General features: G+C 69.9%; 22 protein-coding genes and 1 tRNA gene. 15 read left to right on the top strand and 8 right to left on the bottom strand.

What is annotated here, in order from left to right; all coding sequences use genetic code 11:
• Position 1: 1 nt before the first annotated feature.
• The 6 genes from ACZ39I_RS22800 to ACZ39I_RS22825 all read left to right on the top strand — a co-directional run bounded on the left by ACZ39I_RS22800 (position 2) and on the right by ACZ39I_RS22825 (position 7,529).
• Positions 2-2,176, top strand: a complete 2,175-nt coding sequence (locus ACZ39I_RS22800) for a hypothetical protein (protein ID WP_467246151.1) — start codon at positions 2-4, stop codon at positions 2,174-2,176.
• 234 nt (positions 2,177-2,410) lie between these two features.
• Positions 2,411-2,716: a hypothetical protein gene (locus ACZ39I_RS22805; RefSeq protein WP_467246152.1), complete on the top strand. Its 306-nt coding sequence runs from the start codon at positions 2,411-2,413 to the stop codon at positions 2,714-2,716.
• A 157-nt stretch (positions 2,717-2,873) separates the two neighbouring features.
• A complete protein-coding gene (locus ACZ39I_RS22810; protein WP_467246153.1) occupies positions 2,874-3,701 on the top strand; it encodes a bifunctional DNA primase/polymerase in 828 nt (275 codons plus the stop codon).
• Positions 3,702-3,703: 2 nt separating this feature from the next.
• Complete coding sequence (locus ACZ39I_RS22815; protein ID WP_467246154.1) at positions 3,704-5,179, top strand: ATP-binding protein; 1,476 nt, start codon at positions 3,704-3,706, stop codon at positions 5,177-5,179.
• 447 nt (positions 5,180-5,626) lie between these two features.
• Positions 5,627-5,962, top strand: coding sequence for a helix-turn-helix domain-containing protein (locus ACZ39I_RS22820; protein ID WP_467246155.1), 336 nt, complete (start codon positions 5,627-5,629; stop codon positions 5,960-5,962).
• 58 nt (positions 5,963-6,020) lie between these two features.
• Complete coding sequence (locus tag ACZ39I_RS22825; protein ID WP_467246156.1) at positions 6,021-7,529, top strand: tyrosine-type recombinase/integrase; 1,509 nt, start codon at positions 6,021-6,023, stop codon at positions 7,527-7,529.
• 120 nt (positions 7,530-7,649) lie between these two features.
• On the opposite strand, the gene ACZ39I_RS22830 is transcribed toward ACZ39I_RS22825, so the two are convergent.
• The 3 genes from ACZ39I_RS22830 to ACZ39I_RS22840 form a co-directional block, all read right to left on the bottom strand.
• A tRNA-Pro gene (locus ACZ39I_RS22830) sits at positions 7,650-7,723 on the bottom strand.
• A 34-nt stretch (positions 7,724-7,757) separates the two neighbouring features.
• Positions 7,758-8,543, bottom strand: coding sequence for a Pr6Pr family membrane protein (locus ACZ39I_RS22835; protein ID WP_467246157.1), 786 nt, complete (start codon positions 8,541-8,543; stop codon positions 7,758-7,760).
• Positions 8,544-8,632: 89 nt separating this feature from the next.
• On the bottom strand, positions 8,633-9,559 hold the full coding sequence (locus ACZ39I_RS22840; protein WP_467246158.1) for a metallophosphoesterase: 927 nt from the start codon (positions 9,557-9,559) through the stop codon (positions 8,633-8,635).
• Between the two features lie 367 nt (positions 9,560-9,926).
• Between ACZ39I_RS22840 and ACZ39I_RS22845 the strand changes: the two genes are divergently transcribed.
• On the top strand, positions 9,927-10,391 hold the full coding sequence (locus ACZ39I_RS22845) for a GatB/YqeY domain-containing protein (RefSeq protein WP_352387780.1): 465 nt from the start codon (positions 9,927-9,929) through the stop codon (positions 10,389-10,391).
• A gap of 96 nt (positions 10,392-10,487) precedes the next feature.
• Here ACZ39I_RS22845 and ACZ39I_RS22850 read toward each other — a convergent pair whose 3' ends face one another.
• Entirely contained in the window at positions 10,488-12,773 is a 2,286-nt protein-coding gene (locus ACZ39I_RS22850) for a transglycosylase domain-containing protein (RefSeq protein WP_467246159.1), read from the bottom strand.
• Positions 12,774-13,292: 519 nt separating this feature from the next.
• On the opposite strand from ACZ39I_RS22850, the gene wblA reads away from it, so the two are divergent.
• A complete protein-coding gene (gene wblA, locus ACZ39I_RS22855; protein ID WP_451473088.1) occupies positions 13,293-13,631 on the top strand; it encodes a transcriptional regulator WblA in 339 nt (112 codons plus the stop codon).
• A gap of 62 nt (positions 13,632-13,693) precedes the next feature.
• Here the strand turns inward: wblA and bagB are convergent, their stop codons facing one another.
• On the bottom strand, positions 13,694-15,115 hold the full coding sequence (gene bagB, locus ACZ39I_RS22860; RefSeq protein ID WP_467246160.1) for an ATPase BagB: 1,422 nt from the start codon (positions 15,113-15,115) through the stop codon (positions 13,694-13,696).
• The gene (gene bagA / locus ACZ39I_RS22865) at positions 15,112-16,089 is read right to left on the bottom strand and encodes an ATPase BagA (RefSeq protein ID WP_352387787.1); all 978 of its coding nucleotides are present in this window, start codon (positions 16,087-16,089) and stop codon (positions 15,112-15,114) included. Before bagA ends, bagB begins: the two co-directional genes overlap by 4 nt.
• Positions 16,090-16,207: 118 nt before the next feature.
• Between bagA and ACZ39I_RS22870 the strand changes: the two genes are divergently transcribed.
• The 4 genes from ACZ39I_RS22870 to ACZ39I_RS22885 all read left to right on the top strand — a co-directional run bounded on the left by ACZ39I_RS22870 (position 16,208) and on the right by ACZ39I_RS22885 (position 19,117).
• On the top strand, positions 16,208-16,372 hold the full coding sequence (locus tag ACZ39I_RS22870; protein ID WP_086724107.1) for a DUF4177 domain-containing protein: 165 nt from the start codon (positions 16,208-16,210) through the stop codon (positions 16,370-16,372).
• Between the two features lie 2 nt (positions 16,373-16,374).
• Positions 16,375-16,851, top strand: coding sequence for a RidA family protein (locus tag ACZ39I_RS22875; RefSeq protein WP_352388064.1), 477 nt, complete (start codon positions 16,375-16,377; stop codon positions 16,849-16,851).
• A 569-nt stretch (positions 16,852-17,420) separates the two neighbouring features.
• Entirely contained in the window at positions 17,421-18,290 is an 870-nt protein-coding gene (locus ACZ39I_RS22880) for an NUDIX hydrolase (RefSeq protein ID WP_467246161.1), read from the top strand.
• Entirely contained in the window at positions 18,287-19,117 is an 831-nt protein-coding gene (locus ACZ39I_RS22885; RefSeq protein WP_467246162.1) for an MBL fold metallo-hydrolase, read from the top strand. The genes ACZ39I_RS22880 and ACZ39I_RS22885 overlap by 4 nt, the downstream gene beginning before the upstream one ends.
• Here ACZ39I_RS22885 and ACZ39I_RS22890 read toward each other — a convergent pair.
• Both ACZ39I_RS22890 and ACZ39I_RS22895 read right to left on the bottom strand, forming a co-directional pair.
• Positions 19,110-19,934: a nucleotidyltransferase domain-containing protein gene (locus ACZ39I_RS22890; protein WP_467246163.1), complete on the bottom strand. Its 825-nt coding sequence runs from the start codon at positions 19,932-19,934 to the stop codon at positions 19,110-19,112. The genes ACZ39I_RS22885 and ACZ39I_RS22890 overlap by 8 nt on opposite strands.
• Positions 19,935-20,145: 211 nt before the next feature.
• Positions 20,146-20,820, bottom strand: coding sequence for a Crp/Fnr family transcriptional regulator (locus ACZ39I_RS22895; RefSeq protein ID WP_007383667.1), 675 nt, complete (start codon positions 20,818-20,820; stop codon positions 20,146-20,148).
• A gap of 336 nt (positions 20,821-21,156) precedes the next feature.
• Between ACZ39I_RS22895 and nth the strand changes: the two genes are divergently transcribed.
• The 3 genes from nth (at position 21,157) to ACZ39I_RS22910 (ending at position 24,284) form a co-directional block, all read left to right on the top strand.
• Entirely contained in the window at positions 21,157-22,131 is a 975-nt protein-coding gene (gene nth, locus ACZ39I_RS22900; protein WP_467246164.1) for an endonuclease III, read from the top strand.
• 172 nt (positions 22,132-22,303) lie between these two features.
• The gene (locus tag ACZ39I_RS22905; RefSeq protein ID WP_467246267.1) at positions 22,304-22,993 is read left to right on the top strand and encodes an NUDIX hydrolase; all 690 of its coding nucleotides are present in this window, start codon (positions 22,304-22,306) and stop codon (positions 22,991-22,993) included.
• Positions 22,994-23,084: 91 nt separating this feature from the next.
• The gene (locus ACZ39I_RS22910) at positions 23,085-24,284 is read left to right on the top strand and encodes a MarP family serine protease (RefSeq protein ID WP_467246165.1); all 1,200 of its coding nucleotides are present in this window, start codon (positions 23,085-23,087) and stop codon (positions 24,282-24,284) included.
• The last annotated feature ends 11 nt before the right edge of the window (positions 24,285-24,295 follow it).

The raw sequence follows: 24,295 nt of genomic DNA on the forward strand, positions 1-24,295 counted from the left end.
CATGACCACCGAGGCCACCATGACCAAACAGACCAACAACGACGGCAAGACGGATGCGGCTCAGGGTGGCCCGGTGTGGGACTGGGCAGCCGGCCACGGACCCATCACCGGCGCCCTGTCCGCCACCACCGGCATGTTCGCCGTCGCCACCACCGGCGCCGCCACCAGCATGCCGCCCGGCTGGGCGCTGGCGGTGGGCGCGACCGGAGCCATCGGCCACACCGCCGCCGGCATCCGCCTCAAGAACGCGGGCCGCACCATCGCCGCCCGCGCCGCCTCCTGGCTCATCGGCGCCGGATGGACCACATGGGCCGTCACCAACGGGCCCCTGACCTGGCAAGCACTGGGCTCGCTGGCCGCCATCGGGGTCGGCATGGCCACCGCCACCCGGTCCACGAACCTGTACGAGGAAGCCCGCGAAAGCGAGGCGCTCGCCGCAGAACAGCGGGCCGTGGCAGCGGAGTTGTCCGCCGAACGGCGGGCGATCGCGGAGGAGTGGGCGGAGCGGATCCAAAGGATCTGCGGCATCCGCCTGCACATCCTCGCCGTGGAGAAGTGGGCCGCAGGCACCGGGTTCACCATCGACGCCGAACTGCCCGGCGGCGCCACCTACGACCAGATCAGCAAGCGGTCAGCAGTGTTGTCGGCGGATGCGCATCTGCCGCACGGCTGCACTGCCACCGCCTCTCCCGGCGTCCACCAGGGCCGGGCCCTGATCGACGTGGCCACGGTCAACGTCCTCATGGAGGAACGCACCTATCCCACCGACTACGGGCCGCTCTCGGTGCTGACCGGCATCCCGTGGGGATACCGCACCAACGCCGACGAGATCCTCGCGTTCCTGCGCGAGCAGTGCGCGCTGGTGGTCGGGCCGACCGGGTCGGGCAAGACGAACATGGTCCACGCCATCCTGGCCGGGTTCGCCCGTGCCACGGACATCCTGCCGTGGGTGATCGACCTCAACGCCGGATCGGCCGGACTGCCCTGGGTCCTGCCCGCCCTCAACCACCAACCGGAGCAGGGCGAGCGGCGCTGGCGGCCCGGGATCGACTGGTTGGCGTCCACGTATGAGGAGGCGCTGTTGATGCTGGACACCGCTTTGGCGGTGGCCCGGTATCGCAAGACCGCCTACCAGGAACTCATGCACCGCAACAACACCGACCTGCTGCCGGTCAGCGCGGGCATCCCGCAGATCATGCTGCTGATCGACGAGGGTGCGGAGATCCTGGTCTCCACCGACCGGCGGATGCGCAAGCTCGCGGAGAAGATCCTGGAAGTCATCCGCATCGCCCGCTCCATGGGCGTCCGCACCGTGCTCACCGCACTCGGGGCCACCGGCAGTGTGCTGGGCAACCTGATGATCCGCCGCGAGGCCAAGGTGCGCGTCGCCCTGACCGGCGGCGAGACCGAGGGCATGGACCTGTCCAAGATGTTCCCCGGCACCCGCGGCCTGCGCACCGAACAGGCCCCCTACAAGGGGGCCGGGTTCATGAGCACACCCGAATCGCCGGCCGCGTTGTTCAAGACGTGGCGGGTCCTGCCCCACCAGATCCGCGAGATCGTCGCCGCCACCTCGGAGCGTCATCCCACCCTCGACACGGTGTCCGCCAAGGCTGCCGGCGAGGCATACGCGCGGCGTTGGGACGGCGACCGCATCGCCTGGATGGGCAACCCCGACACCACCCCCATCCCCACCGGTCGAAGCGGCGGTGAGGGCGGGCGGTCCGGGCTCAACCTGTCCGCCCTGCGCGACGAACAGGACGACACTCCCGCCACGCAGGCGGGGGCCGGCTCGGAGGTGGATCGGCTCGCGGATGCACTCATGCGCGAGATCGACGCACAGTTCGGCACCACCGACGAACCCGGCCAGTCCGCCCCGGCACCGCGCCCGGAGCGGGAACGGCCGGAGCGGCGGGGGCTGAACCTGTCCGCGCTGCGGGCCGACGACAGTGCGCCCGCACCGCAGGGCGGGGCGGGGCCGGAATGGCTCGCGGACGCGATCGCGGCGATCGCCGACGCCGGCGCGGTGGGCATGAAGCCGTCCGCCGTCGCGGATCTGGTCGGCAAGGACCGCAAGACCGTTCGTGCTGGGCTTCAGCAAGCCGTCGAACGGGGCGAGTTGGTCTACCGGGACAACGGACCGCACTCGGTCTACGTCCACCCCGACCACACCTGACAGCCGGTCACGCACAGCTACCGGATAGTGGGTAGTGGGGCACACCCCACTACCCACTAGACCACCCCAGTAGATGCCCCAGTAGCGCCAACAGCGCTTTTCTACTGAGGACCCCACTACCCAGTACCCAGTAACGACACCCCACTACAACCACACACCGTCACCACGTGGGCGCCCGCCGGAACCCTCCCGGCGGGCGCTCGCCTGTCCCGGCACACCGGAAGGACACACCTGATGGAGCACCGTGAACCGCCCGGAGTCTTAGCCCCGCACATCCCCGCCGACGCCTACCACCGCGCACAGGCCACCGGACAACCCGTCGTCTTCGTCGTCCAGGACAACACCACCGCGGCGTTCCCGTGGCGGCGCCTGGCCTACCCGTTCGCGATCGCCGGCGCGGTCGTCATCGGTGGCTGGGGACTGGTCGCCGCCCTCGCATGGCTGCTCGACATCGCCGCCCACACCGCCACCGTCATCGCCGGCGCCGCCGGACCCGTCGGCGTCGGCGGCATCACGCTCAAGCTCTTTTCGAAGAAGTAGCTACGCCAAGGGCGGCCCCCCACTCTCGCCAAAGAAGCGGGGCCGCCCTTGTCCAGCCAGTCACCATCAAGGAACTGGAGACAACCAGCATGACCCAACCCACCGACATCCGCCGAGCCCTCGCCCTACTCGCTTCCCGGACGTCGGAGGTGGCAGCGTGAACAACCACCTGCGCACCGCCCTCCAGCTCGCGGCCGAGGGGCTGCCCGTCCTGCCCCTGCGCAAGGGCAAGGTGCCCTTCGCCAACTGCCCCGCGTGCCTGTACACCTCGTGCGGCGGGCGCCCACACATGAAAACCCCCGGCCCCTGCACCTGTCGCGCCCCCTGCCACGGCTGGGCCGCCGCCACCACCGACACCAGCGTCATCACCTCGCCGGCATGGGCGAGCGCATGGCAAGGCGCCGCGGCGATCGCCTACCACCCCGGCGGCGCCGGCCTGACGGTCGTGGACTGCGACAACGCCGACGCCATCGCGTGGGCCCGCGAGACCCTGCCCGCCACGCGGATCGTGCTCACGACCCGCGGCGAGCACTGGCTCTACCTCGGGACGATGCCGTCGGCCAACGGCGTGCGGCCCGGCGTGGACATCAAGTCCACGATGGCCTACGCCCGCTGGCTCGGGTCCGGTACCGGCACCCTGGCGGCGCTGCCCGACGTGGTGCGCTTGCTCACCGCAGCCAAGCCCGAGGCCCCCGTGCCCGTCAGGGTTGTCGCGCCGGTCGGGGGAGGGGAATGCCGCCACCGCACCCCCGCCTACCTGGAGCGTGGCATTGCCATGGCGGAGCAGCGCATCACCGAGGCCCGTAGCGCAATCCACGCCACCGTCTATCGCACCTTCCTGGCCGTGCTCTCGACGCACAGCCGGTGCGGCTGCCTCACCGAGGATCACATCGCCCGCCTGTTCACCGCCGCTCAGGCCAAGGGCGAGACGCCTCGGCACTGCACCGAGGCGTGGACCAACGCACGCACCCGGTTGGGGCTTTGAGCATGGAAGACGACGACAAGAACCCGGCCCGGAAGGTCATCGCGGACTACGCGCAAGAGCGCTTCCGCTACTTCCGCACCGCGGAGGGCACCGTCTACGCCCAGCGCAAGGGCCACCCCGTGGCCCGCCCGATCCGCTCCCAGGGCACCACCGGAAGCCACCGCCAAGAACTCATGGTCGGCCTGTTCAGGGACGGGCTCGGCACGTTCAACGGCACCGCGATGAAGGAGGCACTCGACTTGATCGAAGCACTCGCCCTCACCGAGCAGGTCCAGCCCGTCCACATCCGCGTCGCCCCCGGCTTTGACGGGGCCACCTGGCTGGACCTGGGCCGCAACGACGGCCAGTCCGTGCGCATCCACCCCACCGGCTGGGACATCGCCGTCCCCGACCCGGCAGAGGTGTGCTGGCGGCGCACCCAGCTCACCGGCGAACTGCCCCTGCCCGTCAAGGACACCAACGGCAAAGGCATCGACGCGCTGTTTCGGCTGTGCAACTTCGCCAATGCTGAGACGGAGTGCCTGGCCATGGCCTGGCTGGTCGGCTGCCTGGAACCCTCCGTGCCGGTCCCCGCCCCCTTCCTGACCGGGCCCCAGGGCGCGGGCAAGTCCACCGGGGGGCGGATGCTGATCCGGCTCATCGAGGGCATGACCGGCGACCTGCGCCGGGCCCCGAAGGACGAGGACAACCTGATCGCGGCCGTGGCCGCGGGATGGGTCACCGCGCTGGACAACCTCTCCCACATGACCCCGGACCTGTCCGACGCCATGTGCTGCATCGTCACCGGAGCCGAGAGCGTCAAGCGCGCCCTGTTCACCGACGGAGACGTCTTCCGCGCCCGCTACCGCCGACCCCTGCTCCTGACCGGCATCGACGTCGGCGTCATCCGCCCCGACCTCGCCGAACGCCTCCTCCCGCTCCGCCTCGAACGCCCGAAGGTGCGGCGCACCGAAGCGGAGCTGTGGACGGAGTACGCCGAAGCCCTGCCCGTCATGCTCGGCTCCCTGCTCGATTTGACCGTCAAGGTCCGCGCCGCCACCGCCGTAACGCCGACCGACCTGCGGATGGCGGACTTCGCCCACCTGTGCGCACAGCTCGACGCGGCGATGGGCCTCGGAGCTCTGGCGGCCTACCGGGCCGGGCTGGACGACCTCAACGACGACGTCATCGAGGGCGACCTGCTCGCGCAGACCGTCCTCCAGTACGCGGCCGGCATGCCCGCCGGGACACAGGAGCGGATGACGTCCGCGGAGTGGCTGCACCTCCTCACTCGGCTCTACAGCGGCGAGGACTGCCGCCCGCTGCCCAAGGGCTGGCCGACCACCGGCAAGGTCCTCTCCGACCGGCTCAAGCGCCTTCAGCCCACCCTCGCCGCCCGCGGCCTGATGGTGGACTGGGGACGCACCCGCGAGGCCCGCTACATCGAGCTCACCGAACCCGCACCGGCACCCGGGCCGCAACAGGAGCCCGCGTTCTGAACGCGAGGTCACCCCACAGCAGCAAGAAGAGCACCCGCCCCGACGCGGCGACGGGTGCTCCTCTTGCTGTTCGGTGCGCAGCACCGCCCGAAGGACGCGCCGCGCAGCGGCTCCTTCTTCGCGCTCTGAGCCGCGCACAACAACAGACCCCACCCCCTCTCTTTTCCTAAGTAGGGGAGCGCTGCGTCACCTGCGTCACACGAGACGGAAAACGGCCCCTGACCAGCCGGAAAGAGCGTGACGCAGAGCCAATCCGTCTGCGTCACCTGCGTCACCTGCGTCACGCCACCGTGACGCAGGTGACGCAGGTGACGCACCCCCGCACTGGTGTGTCACGGATTCCCCCAGGTCAGAAGCCTGAATGACGCACGTGACGCTGTGACGCAGAAATCCCAACCTCGGACAGGTCCAAGCGTCGGAACCCTCGAAGCCAGCCCAAGAGGAGACATGAAAGTGCGTCAGAAAATCACTGACTTGCCTCAGCTCTACTCCGCTGCGGATGTTGCCCAAGCTCTCCGTTGCTCCGAGTGGTGGGTGAAGGAACAGGCCCGCAGGGGACGCATTCCCTTTACCAAGCCCGGAGGCAGCTACCGGTTCACGGCTGAGCACGTTGCAGAGATAACGCGCATCTTCGAGAGCCGTCCCACCGGAAGCAGCAGCGCTGCCGTACCAGTCTCACAAGCAGCGCACCGCCGGGCGGCCACCGCGGTGTCCGTTACCCCGCTGAAGGCAAGGCCCCCCCGCAGGGCACGACACGGCCAATCGCAGTCCACCGCAGCCTGATTCCGTATGCCGCCCGGCTCTCCAGCCGGGCGGCAACCCCGCCGATAGGGAGAGCAAGTTGGGTTACGCCGAGAACCTTGGCAGCTACTGGCGCGGCCGGTACAAGCTCGCGCCCGGCAAGTACGCCACTGTGCGCGATGCCGATGGTGACGCCATTCGCTTCCGGACCAAGGCAGCGGCAAAGAAGGCGGCGGACGCCGAAGAAGCGAAGCTGCTGGCCGGAACGAAGAAGGCGCCTCCCGAGCGGATCACTTTCGGTGCCTACGTGAACCGCTGGTACGCCGCGCAGGACTTGGCGGCGTCCACCATGCAGAACTACCGGCGGCACATCGAAGAGCACTTGCTCCCCGCGTTCGAGGATTTCGCCATCGCGGACATCCTGAGCACCGACATTGCCGCTTGGGAGAAGCGCGAACGCGCCGTTCCCTATGCGGCTACCAGCGTCAAGACATGGCGGGCGACCCTGCACCTGATCCTTGCCGACGCCGTTGACGAGGGACTGCGGGATTCCAACCCGGCAACCAAGCGGCGCGGACGAGGGAAGCGCGCCGGCCGCTCCCGCAACCGCGGCCCGGAGAAGGCGGTCACCACAGCGCTCGGCATTTTGCTGCTTGCCGAGCGGATGGCGCTGCTATCCGGCCGGGACGATGAGTTCGTTGGCGGCATCCTCAAGGGCTACACGGGCATGCGCTGGGGCGAGATCGTTGGCCTTCAGACCGAGTTCGTCCGGCCGAAGAGCATTCGCGTGGAGTGGCAGCTCTACGAGCTGGATACCGGCGAACTGCATCGTTGCCCGCCCAAGGACGACTCCTACCGGGACATCGACGCTCCGGACTTCCTCGCCGCGCTGGTTGCGAGCCACATCGCCCGGACGAAACCGAAGCCTTGCGAGTGTCACGGACTGGCCTACGTCTTCCGTGGTCACGGCGCCGCCAACGGCTCTGCGAGCCGCCCGGGAGCGAAACTGGTCGACGTGGCTCGCCGCGCCGGCGTCTCGACCGGCACGGTCTCCAACGTCCTCAGCCGCCCGGACGCGGTGGCGGAGCCGACTCGACTGAACGTGCTGGAGGCCATGACCGATCTCGGCTACGTCCGTAACGCGGGATCGGGGGAGTTGGCCCCACACTGGCGGCGCTCGGGCTTCGCCACGTGGCTCTTTCGACCTGCCGCCACGGGACGGTACCCCGGACGCGGCAATCAGGAAGAGCACCCTGTGCCGGTGGTCGCTGAGCCATGGCCCGGGATTCCCGCACGTGGACGAGGAGCCTCCAAGCGGGCTGAGGCGTGCTGGGTGCCGATCGCTCCGGGGCTGACGCCGCACGGGCTGCGCCATACGCACAAGACCCTGATGAGAGAGGTGGGGACCCCGCCGAAGCTGATGGACGAACGCATGGGGCACGAGGACGGCTCGGTGCAGTCCCGCTATGACCACATCACCGCCGGGATGCGGCAGGCGCTCATGACCGCGCTCACCGGGATGTGGGAGGAGGCGTTGGGCGCGCGCCGAGCGATGAACCCCGGCTCGCCCGTGGCTGCTCTGGATGCGCTGCTGAGGGCTCGCGGGTAGGGCACCGGTCTGGAGACGATTTCCAAGATCTTCTCCAGGATTTCTCCAGAGAGTCCCTGGAGAATAGTTCAGGGCCGATGCTGATCTCTCAGCATCGGCCCTGACCTGGTGTTTCAGCTGTCGGGGTGGCGGGATTTGAACCCACGACCTCTTCGTCCCGAACGAAGCGCGCTGCCAAGCTGCGCTACACCCCGATCGTCGCTGCTCATCGCGGCGACGTCGTTTACTTTAGCCCACCGGTGGCTGGAGACGAAATCCGGTTTTGCCGCGGTGGCGGGTGGGGTTCGGGCGGGCGTGGTCCAGGGCTACCAGGAGGATCGCGAGGGCGTAGAAGGAGAGGCCGAGGAGGAGGGCGTTGCCGAGGACGTTCTTGTAGCCGTGGTGGTCCACGTCCAGGAAGGGGTAGAGGTAGCGGCCGCCGGTGCCTGGAGGGATCAGTTCGCCTCGGGTGAAGGAGAACAGCAGGTACGCCAGCGGGTACAGCAGCCACGTCGCTGCCTGGCGCAGGTGCAGGCGACGGCCCGGCGTCAGCAGGAGCCAGTCCGCCAGCGCCGCCGCGGGGATCGCCGTGTTCAGGAGGTGGGCGGTCACCGCGTGCCAGCCCGTCGGGTTCGCCGCCTCGCCCGTCAGGGAGAAGGGGCTTGCCGCGTTCGCCAGCAGCAGGTGGTGCACCAGGGCCGTGATCGTGACGTAGAGGAGGGCCGCACCCGTCAGGGCGGACGGCAGGGGGCGGCGGGCGCTCCACGCTCTGCGGGCCGACAGCAGGAGCACCATCGCCAGCAGGATCGTGCTCTGGATCGAGAAATAGCTCAGGGTGCGGACCACGCTGCTCAGGAGCAGTTCGACGGTCACGGCCCCCGCGGCCACCAGTGCCACCAGCACGCGGAAGGCGGCGGCCACGGGATGGCGTACGGGAGCCACCACCGCCGTGGCGGGGACGGGCGAGGGCAGGAACGTGGGCATGCCCGGAAGGGCGGGGAGGTCCGGGATGTCCCGCGGTATGGGCGTGGTCATGCCCTCACGCTAGACAGACACGACAAAAGGGGCGATACGGGCGGGCCGTGCGGGTTAATGCCACACTCCCCGGACACCTTCCCGTACGACTACTCCCGGCCCACCAGCGTCAGCAACGTCACCTCCGGCGGGCACGCGAACCGCACCGGTGTGTAGCGGTTCGTGCCGCAGCCCGCCGACACGTGCAGGTACGACCTGTGGCCCTCCACCGCGTGCGTGGACAGACCCTTCACGCGGTCCGTGTCCAGATCGCAGTTGGTGACGAAGGCGCCGTAGAAGGGGAGGCAGAGCTGGCCGCCGTGGGTGTGGCCGGCGAGGATCAGCGGGTAGGCGTCGGCGGTGAAGGCGTCCAGGACGCGGAGGTATGGGGCGTGCACCACGCCCATCGAGAAGTCGGCCGCACCCGACGGGCCGCCGGCCACCTCGGCGTAACGGTCCCGCTTGATGTGTGGGTCGTCCAGGCCGGTCAGCTCCACCGACACGCCCTCGATTTTCAGCATGCCCCGCGTGTTCGTGAGGTTCTGCCAGCCCGCCGCGTCGAAGCCGTCCCGCAGGTTCTCCCACGGGTTGTGGACGACCCCTACGGCGGGCGCGTTGCCGTTCAGGCCGTGGCGGCCCTGGGCCTTTTCGTACAGGTAGCGGGCGGGGTTACGGAATTTGGGGCCGTAGTAGTCGTTGGAGCCGAAGACGTACGCGCCCGGGAACTCCATCAGCGGGCCCAGTGCGTCCAGAACCTCAGGCACGCCCTCCGGGTCCGACAGGTTGTCGCCCGTGTTGATCACGAAGTCGGGGTGCAGGCCCGCGAGCGAGCGCAGCCATCGCTGCTTCTTGCGCTGGCCGCCGACCATGTGGATGTCGGAGATCTGGAGCACCCGCAGTGGGCGCATGCCGGACGGCAGGACGGGGACCGTCACTCGCCGCAGCCGGAAGGAACGGGCTTCGAACCCCGCCGAATAGACGAGGCCGGCGGCGCCAACCGCCGCGATTCCCAAGGGGACTCCGTATCGCGCGCGCATGTCTCCATCGTGTCAGATCACGAGGACATCCTTGACCGGGCGTCCAGCGTCCCGTAATGCCGGAAGCCCACTGTCCCGTAATGCCGGCGTCCGCAGTCCCACAAGGCCGGCCCCCACCCTCCCGTAATCCCGGCGTCCGCAGTCCCACAAGGCCGGCCCCCCACCAGCCCACAACGCGAGGCACGCCCCACCCCCACCCCCACCCGGCAAGTCCGGCCACCCCCACCCCCACCCGGCAAGTCCGGCCACCCCCACCCCCACCCGGCAAGTCCGGCCACCCCCACCCCCACCCCGCAAGTCCGGCCACCCCCACCCCCGCCCAAAAAACCGACCGCCCCCTCCCCCCGCACCTGCGACAATCAAACCCATGACCACGCTCAAGTCGAAGCTGCAGGAAGACCTCAACGTCGCGATCAAGGGGCGTGACGAGCTGCGCTCCTCGACGCTCCGGATGACGCTCGCCGCGATCACCAACGAGGAGGTCGCGGGCAAGGAGAAGCGCGAGCTGTCCGACGCCGAGGTCCTGAAGGTGATCGCCAAGGAGGCGAAGAAGCGCCGTGAGGCCGCGGACGCCTTCGCCCAGGGTGGTCGCGCCGAGTCCGCAGAGCGGGAGAAGGCGGAGGGCGGCGTCCTCGCCGAGTACCTGCCCAAGCAGCTCAGCGACGAGGAGCTGAACGACATCGTCGCCCAGGCCGTCGAGGAGGCGAAGGCGGCCGGGGCCGAGGGGCCGCGGGCCATGGGTGCCGTCATGAAGATCGTGAACCCGAAGGTCGCGGGCCTCGCCGAGGGCGGCCGGGTCGCCGCCGCGGTGAAGAAGCTCCTGGCCGGCTGAGCGCCCCTCCGCCCCGCCAGGCGTACCCACAGACGAGAGCCCGGTCCCGCATGATCAGCGGGACCGGGCTCTCATCTGTGGGTACGCCTGCGGGCGTCAGCCGCGCCCGCCCCCGTTCCCGTTCCCGTTGCTGTTTCCGTTGGTCGTGCCCTGGATGAAGTTCTCCGGGATCGAGAAGGTCGGCGTCGGGAAGGTGGTGTTGCCGTCGTCTCCGCCGTCGTTCCCACCGTTGTCGTTGCCGCCGTTGTCGTTCCCGCGGTTGTCACCGTTGTCCCCGTCGTCGCCCTTGCCGGGGTCTTCCTTCTTCGGCATGTCCGGGATGTAGACGGTATTGAACTGCGGGGCGTCCTTGCCCTCCAGCGCGCCGGTCATCATGTCGCGCCAGATCGGGCCGGGGACCTTGCCACCGAAGACCTTTCCGTACCCGATGCCGCCGATGGTGATGTTCTGCATCTTGCGCTTGTGCGCCGGGTCACCGACCCAGACCGCGCCGGCCATGTTCGGCGTGTAGCCCACGAACCAGGCCGCGTAGCGCTCGTCGGTCGTACCCGTCTTGCCCGCGCTGTCACGGCTGGGGCCGAGGCCCGCCTCGGAGCCCGTGCCGTCCTCGACGACGCCCTTGAGGAGCGTGTTGATGGTGTCCGCGGTGTTCTCCGACATCGCCCGCGAGCAGGTCGACTTCGGGACCCGGAGGGACTTCGACTTCTCGCCGGCCCGCTGGGTGATCGACTCGATGGCGACCGGGGTGCAGTACATCCCGCGCGCGGCGAAGGTCGCGTACGCGTTCGCCATCGTCAGCGGCGACACCTCCTGGGTGCCCAGGGCGATCGACGGGGCCTGCTGGATCTTGCCGCCGTCCGCCCGCCCGACGCCCATCTTGGCGGCCATCTCCGTCACCGGGCAGATGCCGATGTCGCTGATCAACGACACGTAGTAGGTGTTGACCGACTTCGCGGTCGCGGTCTTCATGTCGTACGGCCCGACCTCGGACTCGTTCTCGTTGGAGACCGAGACACCCTTCTCGTTCCAGACCTTGCCGTTGCACGCCTGGACCGGGGCCGGGTAGTCCATCTTGTACGGCGAGGGATAGATCTGCGTCGCCGGCTTGCCGCCCTCTATGGCAGCCGCGGCCACGATCGGCTTGAACGTCGAACCGGGCTGGTAGCCCGCTCCGCCGCCCATGTCCTGGTCGACCGAGAGGTCGAGCGTGGTCTCGTTCTTCTTGTTGTTGATGCCGTACGGCCGCGACTGGCCCATCGCCAGGATCTTGCCGGTGCCCGGCTGGACGATGGTCGCGGCGGTGGCCACCTGGTCGTCCTGGTAGACGTGGTCCTTGATGGAGTTCTGCACCGACTTCTGGGACTGCGGGTCCATGGTGGTACGGATCGTCAGACCGCCCTGGTTCCAGACCTTGGCCCGGGCCTCCTGGGTCTTGCCGAAGACCGGGTCGGTCAGGAAGACCTGGCGGACGTAGTCACAGAAGAAGCCGGCGCCCTTGACCGCCGTGATGCAGCCGTTCTTCGGCTTGCTGACCTTGAGGCCCAGCGGCTGCTCCTTGGCCTTGTCGGCCTCCGCCTGGGAGACGTCGCCGACCTCGGCCATGCGCTGGAGCACGGTGTTGCGCCGCTTGGTCGCCTCGGCCTCGTCGTTGACCGGGTCGTAGCGGCTCGGGGACTGGACGATGCCGGCGAGCAGCGCCGACTGCTCCAGGTTGAGGTCCTTGGCGTGCCGGGAGAAGTAGCGCTGGGCGGCCGCCTCGACGCCGTACGCCTGCTGGCCGAAGAAGGTGATGTTCAGGTAGTTCTCGAGGATCTTGTGCTTGCCGAGTTCCTCTTCGAGCTGGATCGCGTACTTCAGCTCGCGGATCTTGCGCCCGATGGTCTGCTGGGTGGCCTCGGCGACCTTCGTCGGGTCGTCACCGGCCTCCTCCACCGCGACGTTCTTCACGAGCTGCTGCGTCAGCGTGGAGGCGCCCTGGGCGACCCCGCCGCTCTGGGCGTTCTTGTTGAGCGCGCGCAGGACGCCCTTCAGGTCGACCGCACCGTGCTGGTAGAAGCGCGAGTCCTCGATCGCGACGATCGCCTTCTGCATGTACGGCGAGATGTTCTTGAGGTCGACCACCGTGCGGTCGCGCGAGTACACCGTGGCGATGGTGCCGCCCTCGCTGTCGAGGATCGTGGTGCGCTGGCTCAGCGGCGGGGTCTTCAGGTTCGTCGGGAGTTCGTCGAAACTCTCCACCGACCCCTTGGCCGCGAGCCCCAGCGCGCCGGCCGCGGGCAGCGCGATGCCGGCCATCACCGCTCCCGCGAGAACACTGACACCGAGGAACTTGGCGGCCTGCTGCGTGGGCGACAGACCGCCGCCCGAGCGCTTCTTCGACATAGGGGGCAGCCTAATCCGTACTCATGAGCGTTAAGAGGGAGCCCGTGTCACGGCATGGCGACGGAAGCGCGACGGAAGCGGCTACGACCGCGCCGGAGCGGGCATGGCGACAGGAGCGCCCTACCTTCTCATTCGCCGGACACGCGCACAGGCGTTGGCCTAAGCTGCTCTCAACTGTCACAGCAGTAGGGCCACGTATCAATACGTCCGGCGACCCCGAATCGTTCCGGATGTTCCCCGACTTTTTTGGTGGGGACGTGTCCGAATCCGCCTCGTGTGTCATCAGGTGCCCGTTGTGACGCAAGACAAGTGTCCTGGTTTGCCGGGATAGTCATGTATGTCGCGGGCTCACTCCCCCGGGTGATCTGCCGCTTACGCATAGTCCGTTCGGGCCATTCAAGATTGGGCCCGAAGGGGGTGTTGCGCTGTGCCTGCCTTCCGTAACGTCCTCAACTGGCGGCGGTGAATATGCCGCTGCCGCCGTGGGGGAGCCTCGATTCGGGAGAGGACGGCGCCGGTATGGGCTGGGTAGTCGACTGGAGTGCGCAGGCGGCCTGCCGCACTACCGATCCGGATGAACTGTTCGTTCAAGGAGCAGCGCAGAACCGGGCGAAGGCGGTGTGCACCGGATGTCCGGTGCGTACGGAGTGCCTCGCCGACGCGCTGGACAACCGCGTCGAGTTCGGCGTGTGGGGAGGCATGACGGAGCGCGAGCGCCGCGCATTGCTGCGCCGGCGGCCGACCGTCACTTCGTGGCGCAGGCTGCTGGAGACCGCGCGCACGGAGTACGAGAGGGGCGTCGGCATCCTGCCCCTCGAGGACGACGAGCTCTACGAGAGCTACGCGGCGGTGAGCTGAGGAGGACACCCCCGGCGCCGAGGAGGACATGCATCGGGGCGCCGAGGGGAGCACCCCTCGGGTCAGTCCACGGCAGCCTCGGGCAGCTCCGGCCGCCCGGCCGCGAGCCGGTTTCCGATGTCCCGCAGCCCCGCGAGGTCGTGCACATCGCCGGGCAGCGCGGCCACTTCGGCCACCGCCACCTCGGGGTGGAGCGCGGTGAAGCGGTCACGCGTGCGCTGCTCGCGGGAGAGCAGCTGCATACGGTCGGCGTGCAGCCTCAGCAGGCCTGCGGTGAGCCTCTCCGTACGCTCCGGGCTCGGGTTCTTCGGGTCGGCGGGGGAGCCTGCGTCAGGAGCCGGTGCCTCGGAAGCGGGAGATTCTGAACTGCCGTACGTGTCGGGAGAGTTACGAAGTCCAGCTTTCCCGCCCTCCTGATCGACAATGCGGGGCTCTTCAAGATTTTCCACGGCCTCGGGATGTGCCACCGATTCGGGACTCTCGGCGGCTTCGAGGTTTTCCGCGGCGGCGAGCGCCCGCTCGGCCGAGAGCCGGTCGGCGCCGCTGCCGTGGACCCGGTTGAGCACCAGACCGGCGAGCGGCATGCGCTCCGCGGCCAGCCGCTCCACGAAGTACGCCGCCTCGCGCAGCGCGTCCCGCTCCGGGGCCGCGACCACCAGGAACGCCGTCCCGGGCGCCTGGAGCAGCTTGTACGTGGCGTCCGCGCGCGTGCGGAACCCGCCGAAGGTGGTGTCCATCGCGGCCACGAACGTCTGGACGTCCTTGAGCAGTTGACCGCCCAGCAGTTTGCCGAGGGTGCCGGTCATCATCGACATCCCGACGTTCAGGAATTTCATCCCCGCCCGTCCGCCGAGCTTGGCCGGGGCGGTGAGCAGCCGGATGAGCCGTCCGTCGAGGAAGGAGCCGAGCCGCTTCGGCGCGTCCAGGAAGTCCAGGGCGGAACGGGAGGGGGGTGTGTCGACGACGATCAGGTCCCACTCGTCCCGGGCCCGCAGCTGCCCGAGCTTCTCCATCGCCATGTACTCCTGCGTGCCCGCGAAGCCCGCCGAGAGCGACTGGTAGAAGGGGTTGCTCAGGATGGTGGCCGCCCGCTCGGCGTCCGCGTGCGCCTCGACGATCTCGTCGAAGGTGCGCTTCATGTCGAGCATCATCGCGTGCAGTTCGCCGCTCGCGGAGTCGTCGAGGCCCTTCACCCGGCGTGGCACGTTGTCCAGCGAGTCGATGCCCATCGACTGGGCGAGCCGGCGTGCCGGGTCGATGGTGAGCACGACGACCTTGCGGCCCCGCTCGGCGGCGCGCAGGCCGAGGGCCGCCGCGGTCGTGGTCTTGCCGACGCCGCCCGAGCCGCAGCACACCACGATCCGGGTCTTCGGATCGTCGATCAGGGGGTCGAGGCCGAGCACGGGCGCGGGGGAGAGACGGTGGTGGCGGTCCGGGGGCGGATTCTGGGACGTTCGGTCGTACCGGTCGGCGTCCGGGCTCATGACATCCCCTGCTTCCGCAGCTCGGTGGCCAGTTCGTACAGACCCGCCAGGTCCATGCCCTCGGTCAGCAAGGGCAGTTCGTGCAGCGGCAGCCCCAGTTCGCCGAGAACCGAGCGCTGTTCGTGCTCCAGGTCGTACCGCTCGGCGTACTCCTCGGCCTGCTGGATCAGCGGGTCGACCAGTTTCTCGGCGTTGCCCCCGCGGCGGGCGCCGCCGAGTCCGGCCGAGGACAGCGCCTTCGCCACGGCCGAACGCCGTACCGTCCGTACGAGTTCCAGGTCGTCCCCGTCCAACACCTCCGGGCGCACCATGTTCACGATGATCCGGCCCACGGGGAGACGGGCGGCCCGTAGTTCGGCGATGCCGTCCGCGGTCTCCTGGACGGGCATCTCCTCCAGGAGGGTCACCAGGTGGACGGCCGTCTCCTTGGACTTCAGCACCCGCATCACGGCCTGCGCCTGATTGTGTATCGGGCCGATCTTGGCGAGTCCCGCGACCTCGTCGTTGACGTTCAGGAAGCGGGTGATACGGCCCGTGGGGGGCGCGTCCATCACGACGTAGTCGTAGGCGAAGCGGCCGGACTTGTCCTTACGGCGGACCGCCTCGCACGCCTTGCCCGTCAGCAGGACGTCTCTGAGGCCGGGCGCGATGGTGGTCGCGAAGTCGATCGCGCCGAGTTTCTTCAGGGCGCGTCCGGCTCCGCCGAGTTTGTAGAACATCTGGAGGTAGTCCAGAAGGGCCAGTTCGGGGTCGATGGCCAGTGCGTACACCTCCCCGCCCCCTGGAGCGACGGCGATCTTCCGCTCCTCATAGGGCAGCGCCTCCGTTTCGAAGAGCTGCGCGATTCCCTGGCGACCCTCCACCTCGACGAGAAGCGTCCGCTTCCCCTCGGTGGCGAGGGCCAGCGCGAGGGCTGCGGCGACCGTGGTCTTGCCGGTCCCGCCCTTGCCGCTGACGACCTGGAGCCTGCTCACGTATTCGAGCGTAACCAGTCGGCGGCGAACCTAAGCAGGTGGCTGTGGATAACGCGGGTGCCGACTGTGGGGAACAGCGGCTGAAACCCGGGGGTGAGCAGCGGCTAAAGTCGGCCGCATGACCAAGAAGTGGGAATACGCGACCGTGCCGCTGCTCGTCCACGCCACGAAGCAGATTCTGGACACCTGGGGCGAGGACGGGTGGGAGCTCGTGCAGGTCGTGCCCGGGCCGAACAACCCCGAGCAGCTGGTGGCGTACCTGAAGCGGGAGAAGACGGCGTGAGCGTGCGTGAGGGCGGGGCGGTCGAGGCGCGGCTCGCCGAGCTGGGGCTGACGCTGCCGGCGGTGGTGCCGCCGCTGGCCGCGTACCAGCCGGCCGTGCAGTCCGGGGTGTACGTGTACACCTCGGGTCAGCTGCCCATGGTCGACGGCAAGCTTCCGGTCACCGGGAAGGTGGGCGCGGAGGTCACGGCCGAGGAGGCGAAGGCGCTGGCCCGTACGTGTGCGCTGAACGCGCTGGCGGCGGTGAAGTCCGTGGCCGGTGATCTGGACCGGATCGCGCGTGTGGTGAAGGTCGTGGGGTTCGTGGCGTCCGCGGCGGACTTCACGGGGCAGCCGGGTGTGATCAACGGCGCGAGCGAGTTGCTGGGCGAGGTGCTCGGCGAGGCGGGTGTGCACGCGCGGAGTGCGGTGGGGGTGGCTGTGCTGCCGCTGGATGCGCCGGTCGAGGTCGAGGTGCAGGTGGAGCTGGCCGGGGGTTGACCGGGTGCGGGTTCGGTTTTGGGTGCGGGTTCGGTGGGGGCGGGCGCCTTTGCGCAGTTCCCCGCGCCCCTGAGTGCCTGCGGCGGCCTGTTGCGGTCCGGTGGGGGCTTGGGTAGCGCGTGCGGTTCGGTGGGTGGGTCGGTCCCTTTGAGAAGGGCTCGGTGCCGGACGCCGGCCGCTGCGGGCGGACACCCCCCACCCCGTCCCCTTCCCGCCGTACGCGGCCAACGGCCGGATCGTGGCGCGCGGTCCGGCGAACGGCCAGTTGAGGTGCGCAAGGTGATCGACGGTCCGTCCTGGCGCAGGTGACCGCAACCCCCTAGGGGCGCGGGGAACTGCGCGAACAGCCCCCACCGGCCCGCAGCCGCCCGGCAACCTGACCCGGCATCCGACTAGGCGCCCGGTTCAGGCCCAGCGCAGCGGCACCGCGGGGAACTGCGCGACAAGCCACAACTGATCCGCAGCCGCCCCACGACCTGACCCGGCACCCCCTGAGGCGCCCCGTCCCAGCCCAGCCGCTGGTCGGGGTTGCTCTCGAACATCCGGCCGTCAGGAGTTAGCCTCCGGCCATGGCAAACGGGCAGTGGTACCCAGCGGAATGGCCGGACCGTATCCGCGCGCTCGCGGACGGGTCGCTTCGGCCGGCCGTGCCCAGGCGGGCCGCCACCGTGATGCTGCTGAAGGACACGGCGGCCGGAACCGTCGTGCACATGTTGCGCAGACGGGCCTCGATGGCTTTCGCGGGCGGCGCCTACGCCTATCCCGGCGGTGGCGTCGACCCCCGTGACGACGAGCACCAGATCCACTGGGCGGGCCCCACGCGCGCGTGGTGGGCGGCTCGGCTCGGGGTGGACGAGACGGCTGCTCAGGCGATCGTCTGCGCGGCCGTGCGGGAGACGTACGAAGAGGCGGGCGTCCTGCTCGCCGGGCCGACGGCCGAGTCGGTGGTCGGTGACACCACGGGCGCGGAGTGGGAGGCGGACCGGGCCGCTCTCGTGGCGCGGGATCTGTCCTTCGCGGAGTTCCTGGAGCGTCGGGGGCTCGTGCTGCGGTCGGATCTGCTCGGGGCCTGGACGCGCTGGATCACGCCCGAGTTCGAACCCCGTCGCTATGACACGTGGTTCTTCGTCGCCGCCCTCCCACAGGGCCAGCGCACCCGCAACGCCTCCACCGAGGCCGACCGTACGGTGTGGATCCGGCCGCAGGACGCGGCGGACGGCTACGACAAGGGCGAGCTGCTGATGATGCCGCCCACCATCGCCACGCTGCGGCAGCTCACCGCGTACGGCAGCGCGGCCGACGCACTGGCCGCCGCGCCCGGCCGTGATCTGACCCCTGTGCTCGCGCAGGCCCGGCTGGTGGACGGCGAGATCGTGCTCTCCTGGCCGGGGCACGACGAGTTCACCAAACACATCCCGACCGGTGGAGCCTCCGCATGACCGACGCCGCAGCCCTCCCCGGCCAGCCACGGGGCGGGGTCCTCTCGGGCCCCGCCACCCCACGGGCCGTCAACGTCCTCGCCCCCAACGCCTCCGCGATGACCCTGGACGGGACCAACACCTGGATCCTCTCGGAGCCGGACTCCGAGCTCGCGGTCGTGGTCGACCCCGGGCCGCTCGACGAGGGACATCTGCGTGCCGTCGTCGACACCGCCGAGGCCGCCGGCAAGCGCGTCGCGCTCACGCTGCTCACCCACGGCCACCCCGACCACGCCGAAGGCGCCGTCCGTTTCGCCGCGCTGACCGGCACCAAGGTGCGGGCCCTCGACCCCGCGCTGCGGCTGGGGGAGGAAGGGCTCGGCGCGGGGGAGGTGGTGCGTGTCGGCGGGCTGGAGCTCGTGGTCGTGCCCACTCCCGGGCACACCGCGGACTCGCTGTGCTTCCATCTCCCGGCCGATCAGGCCGTCGTGACCGGTGACACCGTCCTCGGGCGCGGTACGACCGTCGTGGCCCATCCCGACGGCCGCCTGGGCGACTATCTCGACACCCTGCGGCGGCTGAGGTCCCTGACGGTCGACGACGGCGTCCACACCGTCCTGCCGGGCCACGGGCCCGTCCTGGAGGACGCCCAGGGTGCCGTGGAGTTCTATCTCGCCCACCGGGCCCACCGGCTCGCCCAGGTCGAGACGGCCGTGGAGGACGGATACCGCACGCCCGGTGCCGTCGTAGAACACGTGTACGCGGATGTCGACCGGTCGCTCTGGCCGGCCGCCGAGCTGTCGGTGCGGGCCCAGCTGGAGTATCTGGAGGAGCACGGGCTCATCTAGGGGCCTTCGTGCCGTGCACGCGCGTGTACTCGGCTGCCAGCCAGGGGCCGAGGTCGTCGACGTACGCGCGCAGTACGGCCGTGTCGGCGGTCGGGGCGTGGCCCAGGGCGGCCGCCGTTCTCAGCCGGTCGGCGCGGTCCGGGTAGTACGCGGCGAAGACCTCCGCCATCTCTCGCAGGTCGCTCGTCCAGCCGTTCCAGCGGGGCATGACCAGGGTGAACGCGGTGCGGACCAGGTGGCGCGACATGAAGCGGACGAGACGGGTCCGGGTCTCGTCCGCATCCGCCGCCTCGATCCGTTCGCGCCAGCGGGGGAGCAGGAGGGCGAGGTCGCCGTTGGTCTCGCGGGCCAGGAGGGAGTCGGGGCGGTAGCGGGGCAGGTACTCCGCCAGGTCGTCGCCGAGCAGCGGGGTGCACAGACAGGCCACGAACCAGCCCAGGTCGTGTCGTTCCACGTCGCTCAGGAGGAGATCCCGGCTGTAGAGCAACGTTCCGACGCCGTCGATCTGCGGGAACTCCTTGTCGAGCGCCTCCCCGAGTTCTCGTACGCCCTCCCGGTCCGCGTCGGTCGGCTCGTCCCGGAGGGCGAGCAGGAGGTCGAGGTCGCTGCGGCCCACGCGCGCGGTGCCGCGCGGGACCGAGCCGTAGAGGTACGCGCTGTGCAGCCTCGGTCCGAACAGGTCCAGCACCCGGTCGCGCGCGGCGGCGACGACCGGGCGGAAGGGCGGCGGGATCCGTCCGAGGGAGCCCTCGCGCTCGATGTAGCCCTGGGCGTCGAGTCCCTTGGGGGCGATGGAGGGAAGTGTTTCGGCGGCCATGCGATCACTGTGCCGGGGGGCGGGCCCGCGGGCAGCTCATTTACGGCCCTGAGCGGCCCGTGTGGGGCCGAACGGGACCGAGCCCGGCCAGGGTCGGTGGGGTCTCGTCCACGGCGGTGTCGTCCGTCGCCTGCGGGCCGGCGGCTTGTCGGGGAACGAGAAGGGCCCTGCCGTGTGGCAGGGCCCTTCGTCGTCGTACGACGATCCGTGCTCAGCGCGAGCGCTTGGCGAGCCTCTCGACGTCCAGGAGGATCACCGCGCGGGCCTCCAGGCGCAGCCAGCCGCGCTGGGCGAAGTCCGCGAGGGCCTTGTTGACCGTCTCGCGGGAGGCGCCGACCAGCTGGGCCAGCTCCTCCTGCGTGAGGTCGTGGACGACGTGGATGCCCTCTTCGGACTGCACGCCGAAGCGGCGGGAGAGGTCGAGCAGCGCGCGGGCCACACGGCCCGGCACGTCCGAGAAGACCAGGTCCGACATCTGGTCGTTGGTCCTGCGCAGACGCCGCGCGATGGCGCGCAGGAGCGCGGAGGCCACCTCGGGACGCGCGCTCAGCCAGGGCTGGAGGTCACCGTGGCCGAGGCCGAGCAGCTTGACCTCGGTCAGCGCGGTGGCGGTCGCCGTGCGGGGGCCCGGGTCGAAGAGCGACAGCTCGCCGATGAGTTCGCCGGGGCCGAGAACGGCCAGCATGTTCTCGCGGCCGTCGGGGGAGGTGCGGTGGAGCTTCACCTTGCCCTCGGTGACCGCGTAGAGCCGGTCGCCCGGGTCGCCCTCGTGGAACAGGGAGTCACCACGCGCGAGCGTCACCTCACTCATGGAGGCGCGCAGTTCCGCGGACTGCTCGTCGTCGAGTGCCGCGAAGAGCGGGTTGCGCCGCAGAACGTCGTCCACGAGTTCTCTCCTTGTCGACCTGCTCAGGGGATCTTGTTCCCCCTTGGTACCAGGGGAACCCGGTGCCCATTTTGCCGGACGGTCCAAACAGTGTGATCTGTCACAAGGATGCCGCACACATGTCCCGGGGTAAGCGGCAGGGGTCCAATTGGGGGCCGGTCTTCGAGGTCCGGCGCGTATGTCAGTGCCGGGCTCTAGGCTGGCCGGGTGTCCAAAAAGCCGGTGAGAGCACAGGCCGAGGGGGCTGGACGGGTGGTTGCACGTCGAGATTCCGCTGTGGGCGAACAGGGCGCCGGGGGTGGAAAGAAAACGGCAAAAGCGGCAGGGAAGGCTCCGGTGGAGAAGAGGGCTTCGGCGAAGGAAAGCGCGAACACGGCGGCGAAGAAGGCGGCTCCCGTGCGGAAGGCCGCCGCCGTGAAGAAGGCGACCGTCGCTCCCAAGAAGGCGGCGGTCACGGTGAAGAAGGCCTCGGCCACGAAGACGGTCGGTACGAAGGCGGTTGCCGCGAAGACGGTTGCCGCGAAGCCGCCGAGGAACGAGTCGCACACCGCCCTCGTGCGCCGCGCCCGGCGCATCAACCGCGAGCTCGCGGAGGTGTTCCCGTACGCGCACCCCGAGTTGGACTTCGAGAACCCCTTCCAGCTGATCGTGGCGACGGTCCTGTCCGCGCAGACCACCGACCTGAGGGTCAATCAGACGACCCCCGCACTGTTCGCCAAGTACCCGACCCCCGAGGACCTGGCCGCGGCCAACCCCGAGGATGTCGAGGAGATTTTGCGGCCGACCGGGTTCTTCCGGGCCAAGACCAAGTCGGTGATAGGGCTGTCCAAGGCCCTGGTGGAGAACTTCGGCGGTGAGGTCCCGGGGCGGCTCGAGGACCTAGTCACGCTGCCCGGTGTGGGCCGCAAGACCGCCTTCGTCGTCCTCGGCAACGCCTTCGGACGGCCCGGCATCACCGTCGACACGCACTTCATGCGGCTGGTCAGGCGCTGGCAGTGGACCGGCGAGACCGACCCCGACAAGATCGAGGCCGCCGTGTCCGCGCTCTTCCCGAAGAGCGACTGGACGGACCTGTCGCATCACGTCATCTGGCACGGCCGCCGCATCTGCCACGCCCGCAAGCCCGCGTGCGGCGTCTGCCCCATCGCCCCGCTCTGCCCGGCCTACGGCGAGGGCGAGACGGACCCGGAGAAGGCGCAGAAGCTCCTGAAGTACGAGAAGGGCGGCTTCCCGGGGCAGCGGCTGAATCCCCCGCAGGCCTACCTGGACGCGGGCGGAAAGGCCGCACCGCCGCTGGGGGCCACCGGGTGAGGATGCGGACGGCATGCCCGGGAGCGATCCGAACCAGAGCCCTGATCCGAACCGGAGCCCTGAGCGGGGGCCGTTCCCTGTTGGGGGCCCCGTGGGCGGGCAGGTGTGAGGTCCGGGTGGAACGATCTAGGGGCCCTCGGGCGTTGGGCAGTGCAGGAAGACGGGGGTGGCGATGACACGGGCGAGCGGTACGACGGGCGTGACGCTCAGCAAGGACGGCCTGCCGAGCTGGCTGGACCCGGTGGTGCGCGCCGTGGAGACGGTCGAGCCGCTCCAGTTGAGCCGCTTCCTGCCGCCGGCGGACGGCGCGGGGCGGCAGTCGGCCGTGCTGGTCCTGTTCGGCGAGGGCGAGCGCGGGCCCGAGCTGCTGCTCATGGAGCGGGCGAGTTCCCTCAGGTCGCACGCAGGGCAGCCGTCGTTCCCCGGTGGGGCGCTCGACCCGGAGGACGGTGATCCCCAGGGCGACGGGCCGCTCAGGGCCGCCCTGCGCGAGGCCGAGGAGGAGACCGGCCTGGACCCGTCCGGCGTCCAGCTCTTCGGCGTGCTGCCCAAGCTGTACATCCCGGTCAGCGGCTTCGTGGTGACCCCGGTGCTGGGCTGGTGGCGCGAGCCGACCCCGGTCGGGGTCGTCGATCCGAATGAAACCGCCCGCGTCTTCACGGTTCCCGTGGCGGATCTCACGGATCCCGGCAACCGTGCGACGACCGTCCACCCCAGCGGACACCGAGGTCCGGCATTCCTGGTCGAATCGGCCCTCGTCTGGGGCTTCACCGCCGGAATCATCGACCGGATTCTGCACTTCGCGGGCTGGGAGCGCCCCTGGGACCGCGAGAAGCAGGTCCCGCTCGACTGGCGCGCATGACAGGGTGGCGTGCGTGCTGTGTCTTCCCGGGGACAGCCCCCGACCGGCCGACCTGTGGTGAACGCGAAGTGATGAGGCGAGGCTAGAACCGGTGAACGTGCTGGACATCCTGTTGCTGGTCGCCGCCGTGTGGTTCGCGATCGTCGGCTACCGCCAGGGCTTCGTCGTAGGCATCCTGTCGGTGATCGGATTCCTGGGCGGCGGTCTCGTCGCCGTCTACACCCTCCCCGTCGTCTGGGACGCGCTGACCGACCACGCGGAGGTCGGCACGGTCGCCGCCGTCGTCGGCGTCGTCATCGTGATCGTCTGCGCCTCCGTCGGGCAGGCCCTGACCACCCATCTCGGCAACAAGCTGCGCCGGTACATCACCTGGTCGCCTGCGCGTGCCGTGGACGCCACCGGCGGCGCCCTCGTGAACGTCGTGGCGATGCTCCTGGTGGCCTGGCTGATCGGTGCCATGCTCGCGCAGACCACGATGTCCACGGTCGGCAAGGAGGTGCGCGGCTCCAAGGTGCTCCTCGGCGTCCAGGAGGTGCTGCCCTCCGACGCGGACACCTGGTTCAAGGACTTCACCTCGGTCCTCGCGGACAACGGCTTCCCACAGGTCTTCAGCCCATTCTCCAACGAGCCGATCAAGGCGGTCCAGCCGCCCGACCCCAAGCTCGCGCACAGCGCCGTCGCCACCCGCGCCCAGCGCTCCATCGTCAAGGTCATGGGCACCGCGCAGAGTTGCGGCAAGGTCCTGGAGGGCACCGGCTTCGTCTTCGGCGACCGCCGCGTCATGACCAACGCCCATGTCGTCGGCGGCGTCGACGAGCCCACCGTCCAGATAGGCGGCGAGGGCAGGAAGTACGACGCCACGGTCGTCCTCTACGACTGGCAGCGCGACATCGCCGTCCTGGACGTGCCCGATCTGGACGCGCCCGCGCTGCGGTTCACGTCCGAGGACGCCGCCAGCGGGGACAGCGCGATCGTCGCGGGCTTCCCGGAGAACGGCGCGTACGACGTCCGCTCCGCGCGCGTGCGCGGGCGTATCGACGCCCACGGACCGGACATCTACCACCGCGGCACCGTCGACCGCGACGTCTACTCCCTCTACGCGACCGTCCGCCAGGGCAACTCCGGCGGTCCGCTGCTCACCCCGCAGGGCAGGGTGTACGGCGTGGTCTTCGCGAAGTCGCTCGACGACCCCGACACCGGGTACGCGCTCACCGCGGACGAGATCCAGGAGGACATCGACAAGGGGCGCACCGCGAACCAGCAGGTGGACAGCGACAGCTGCGCGTTGTGAGAGTGCCCCGC

It is taken from the genome of Streptomyces sp. NPDC024687 (assembly GCF_055559055.1).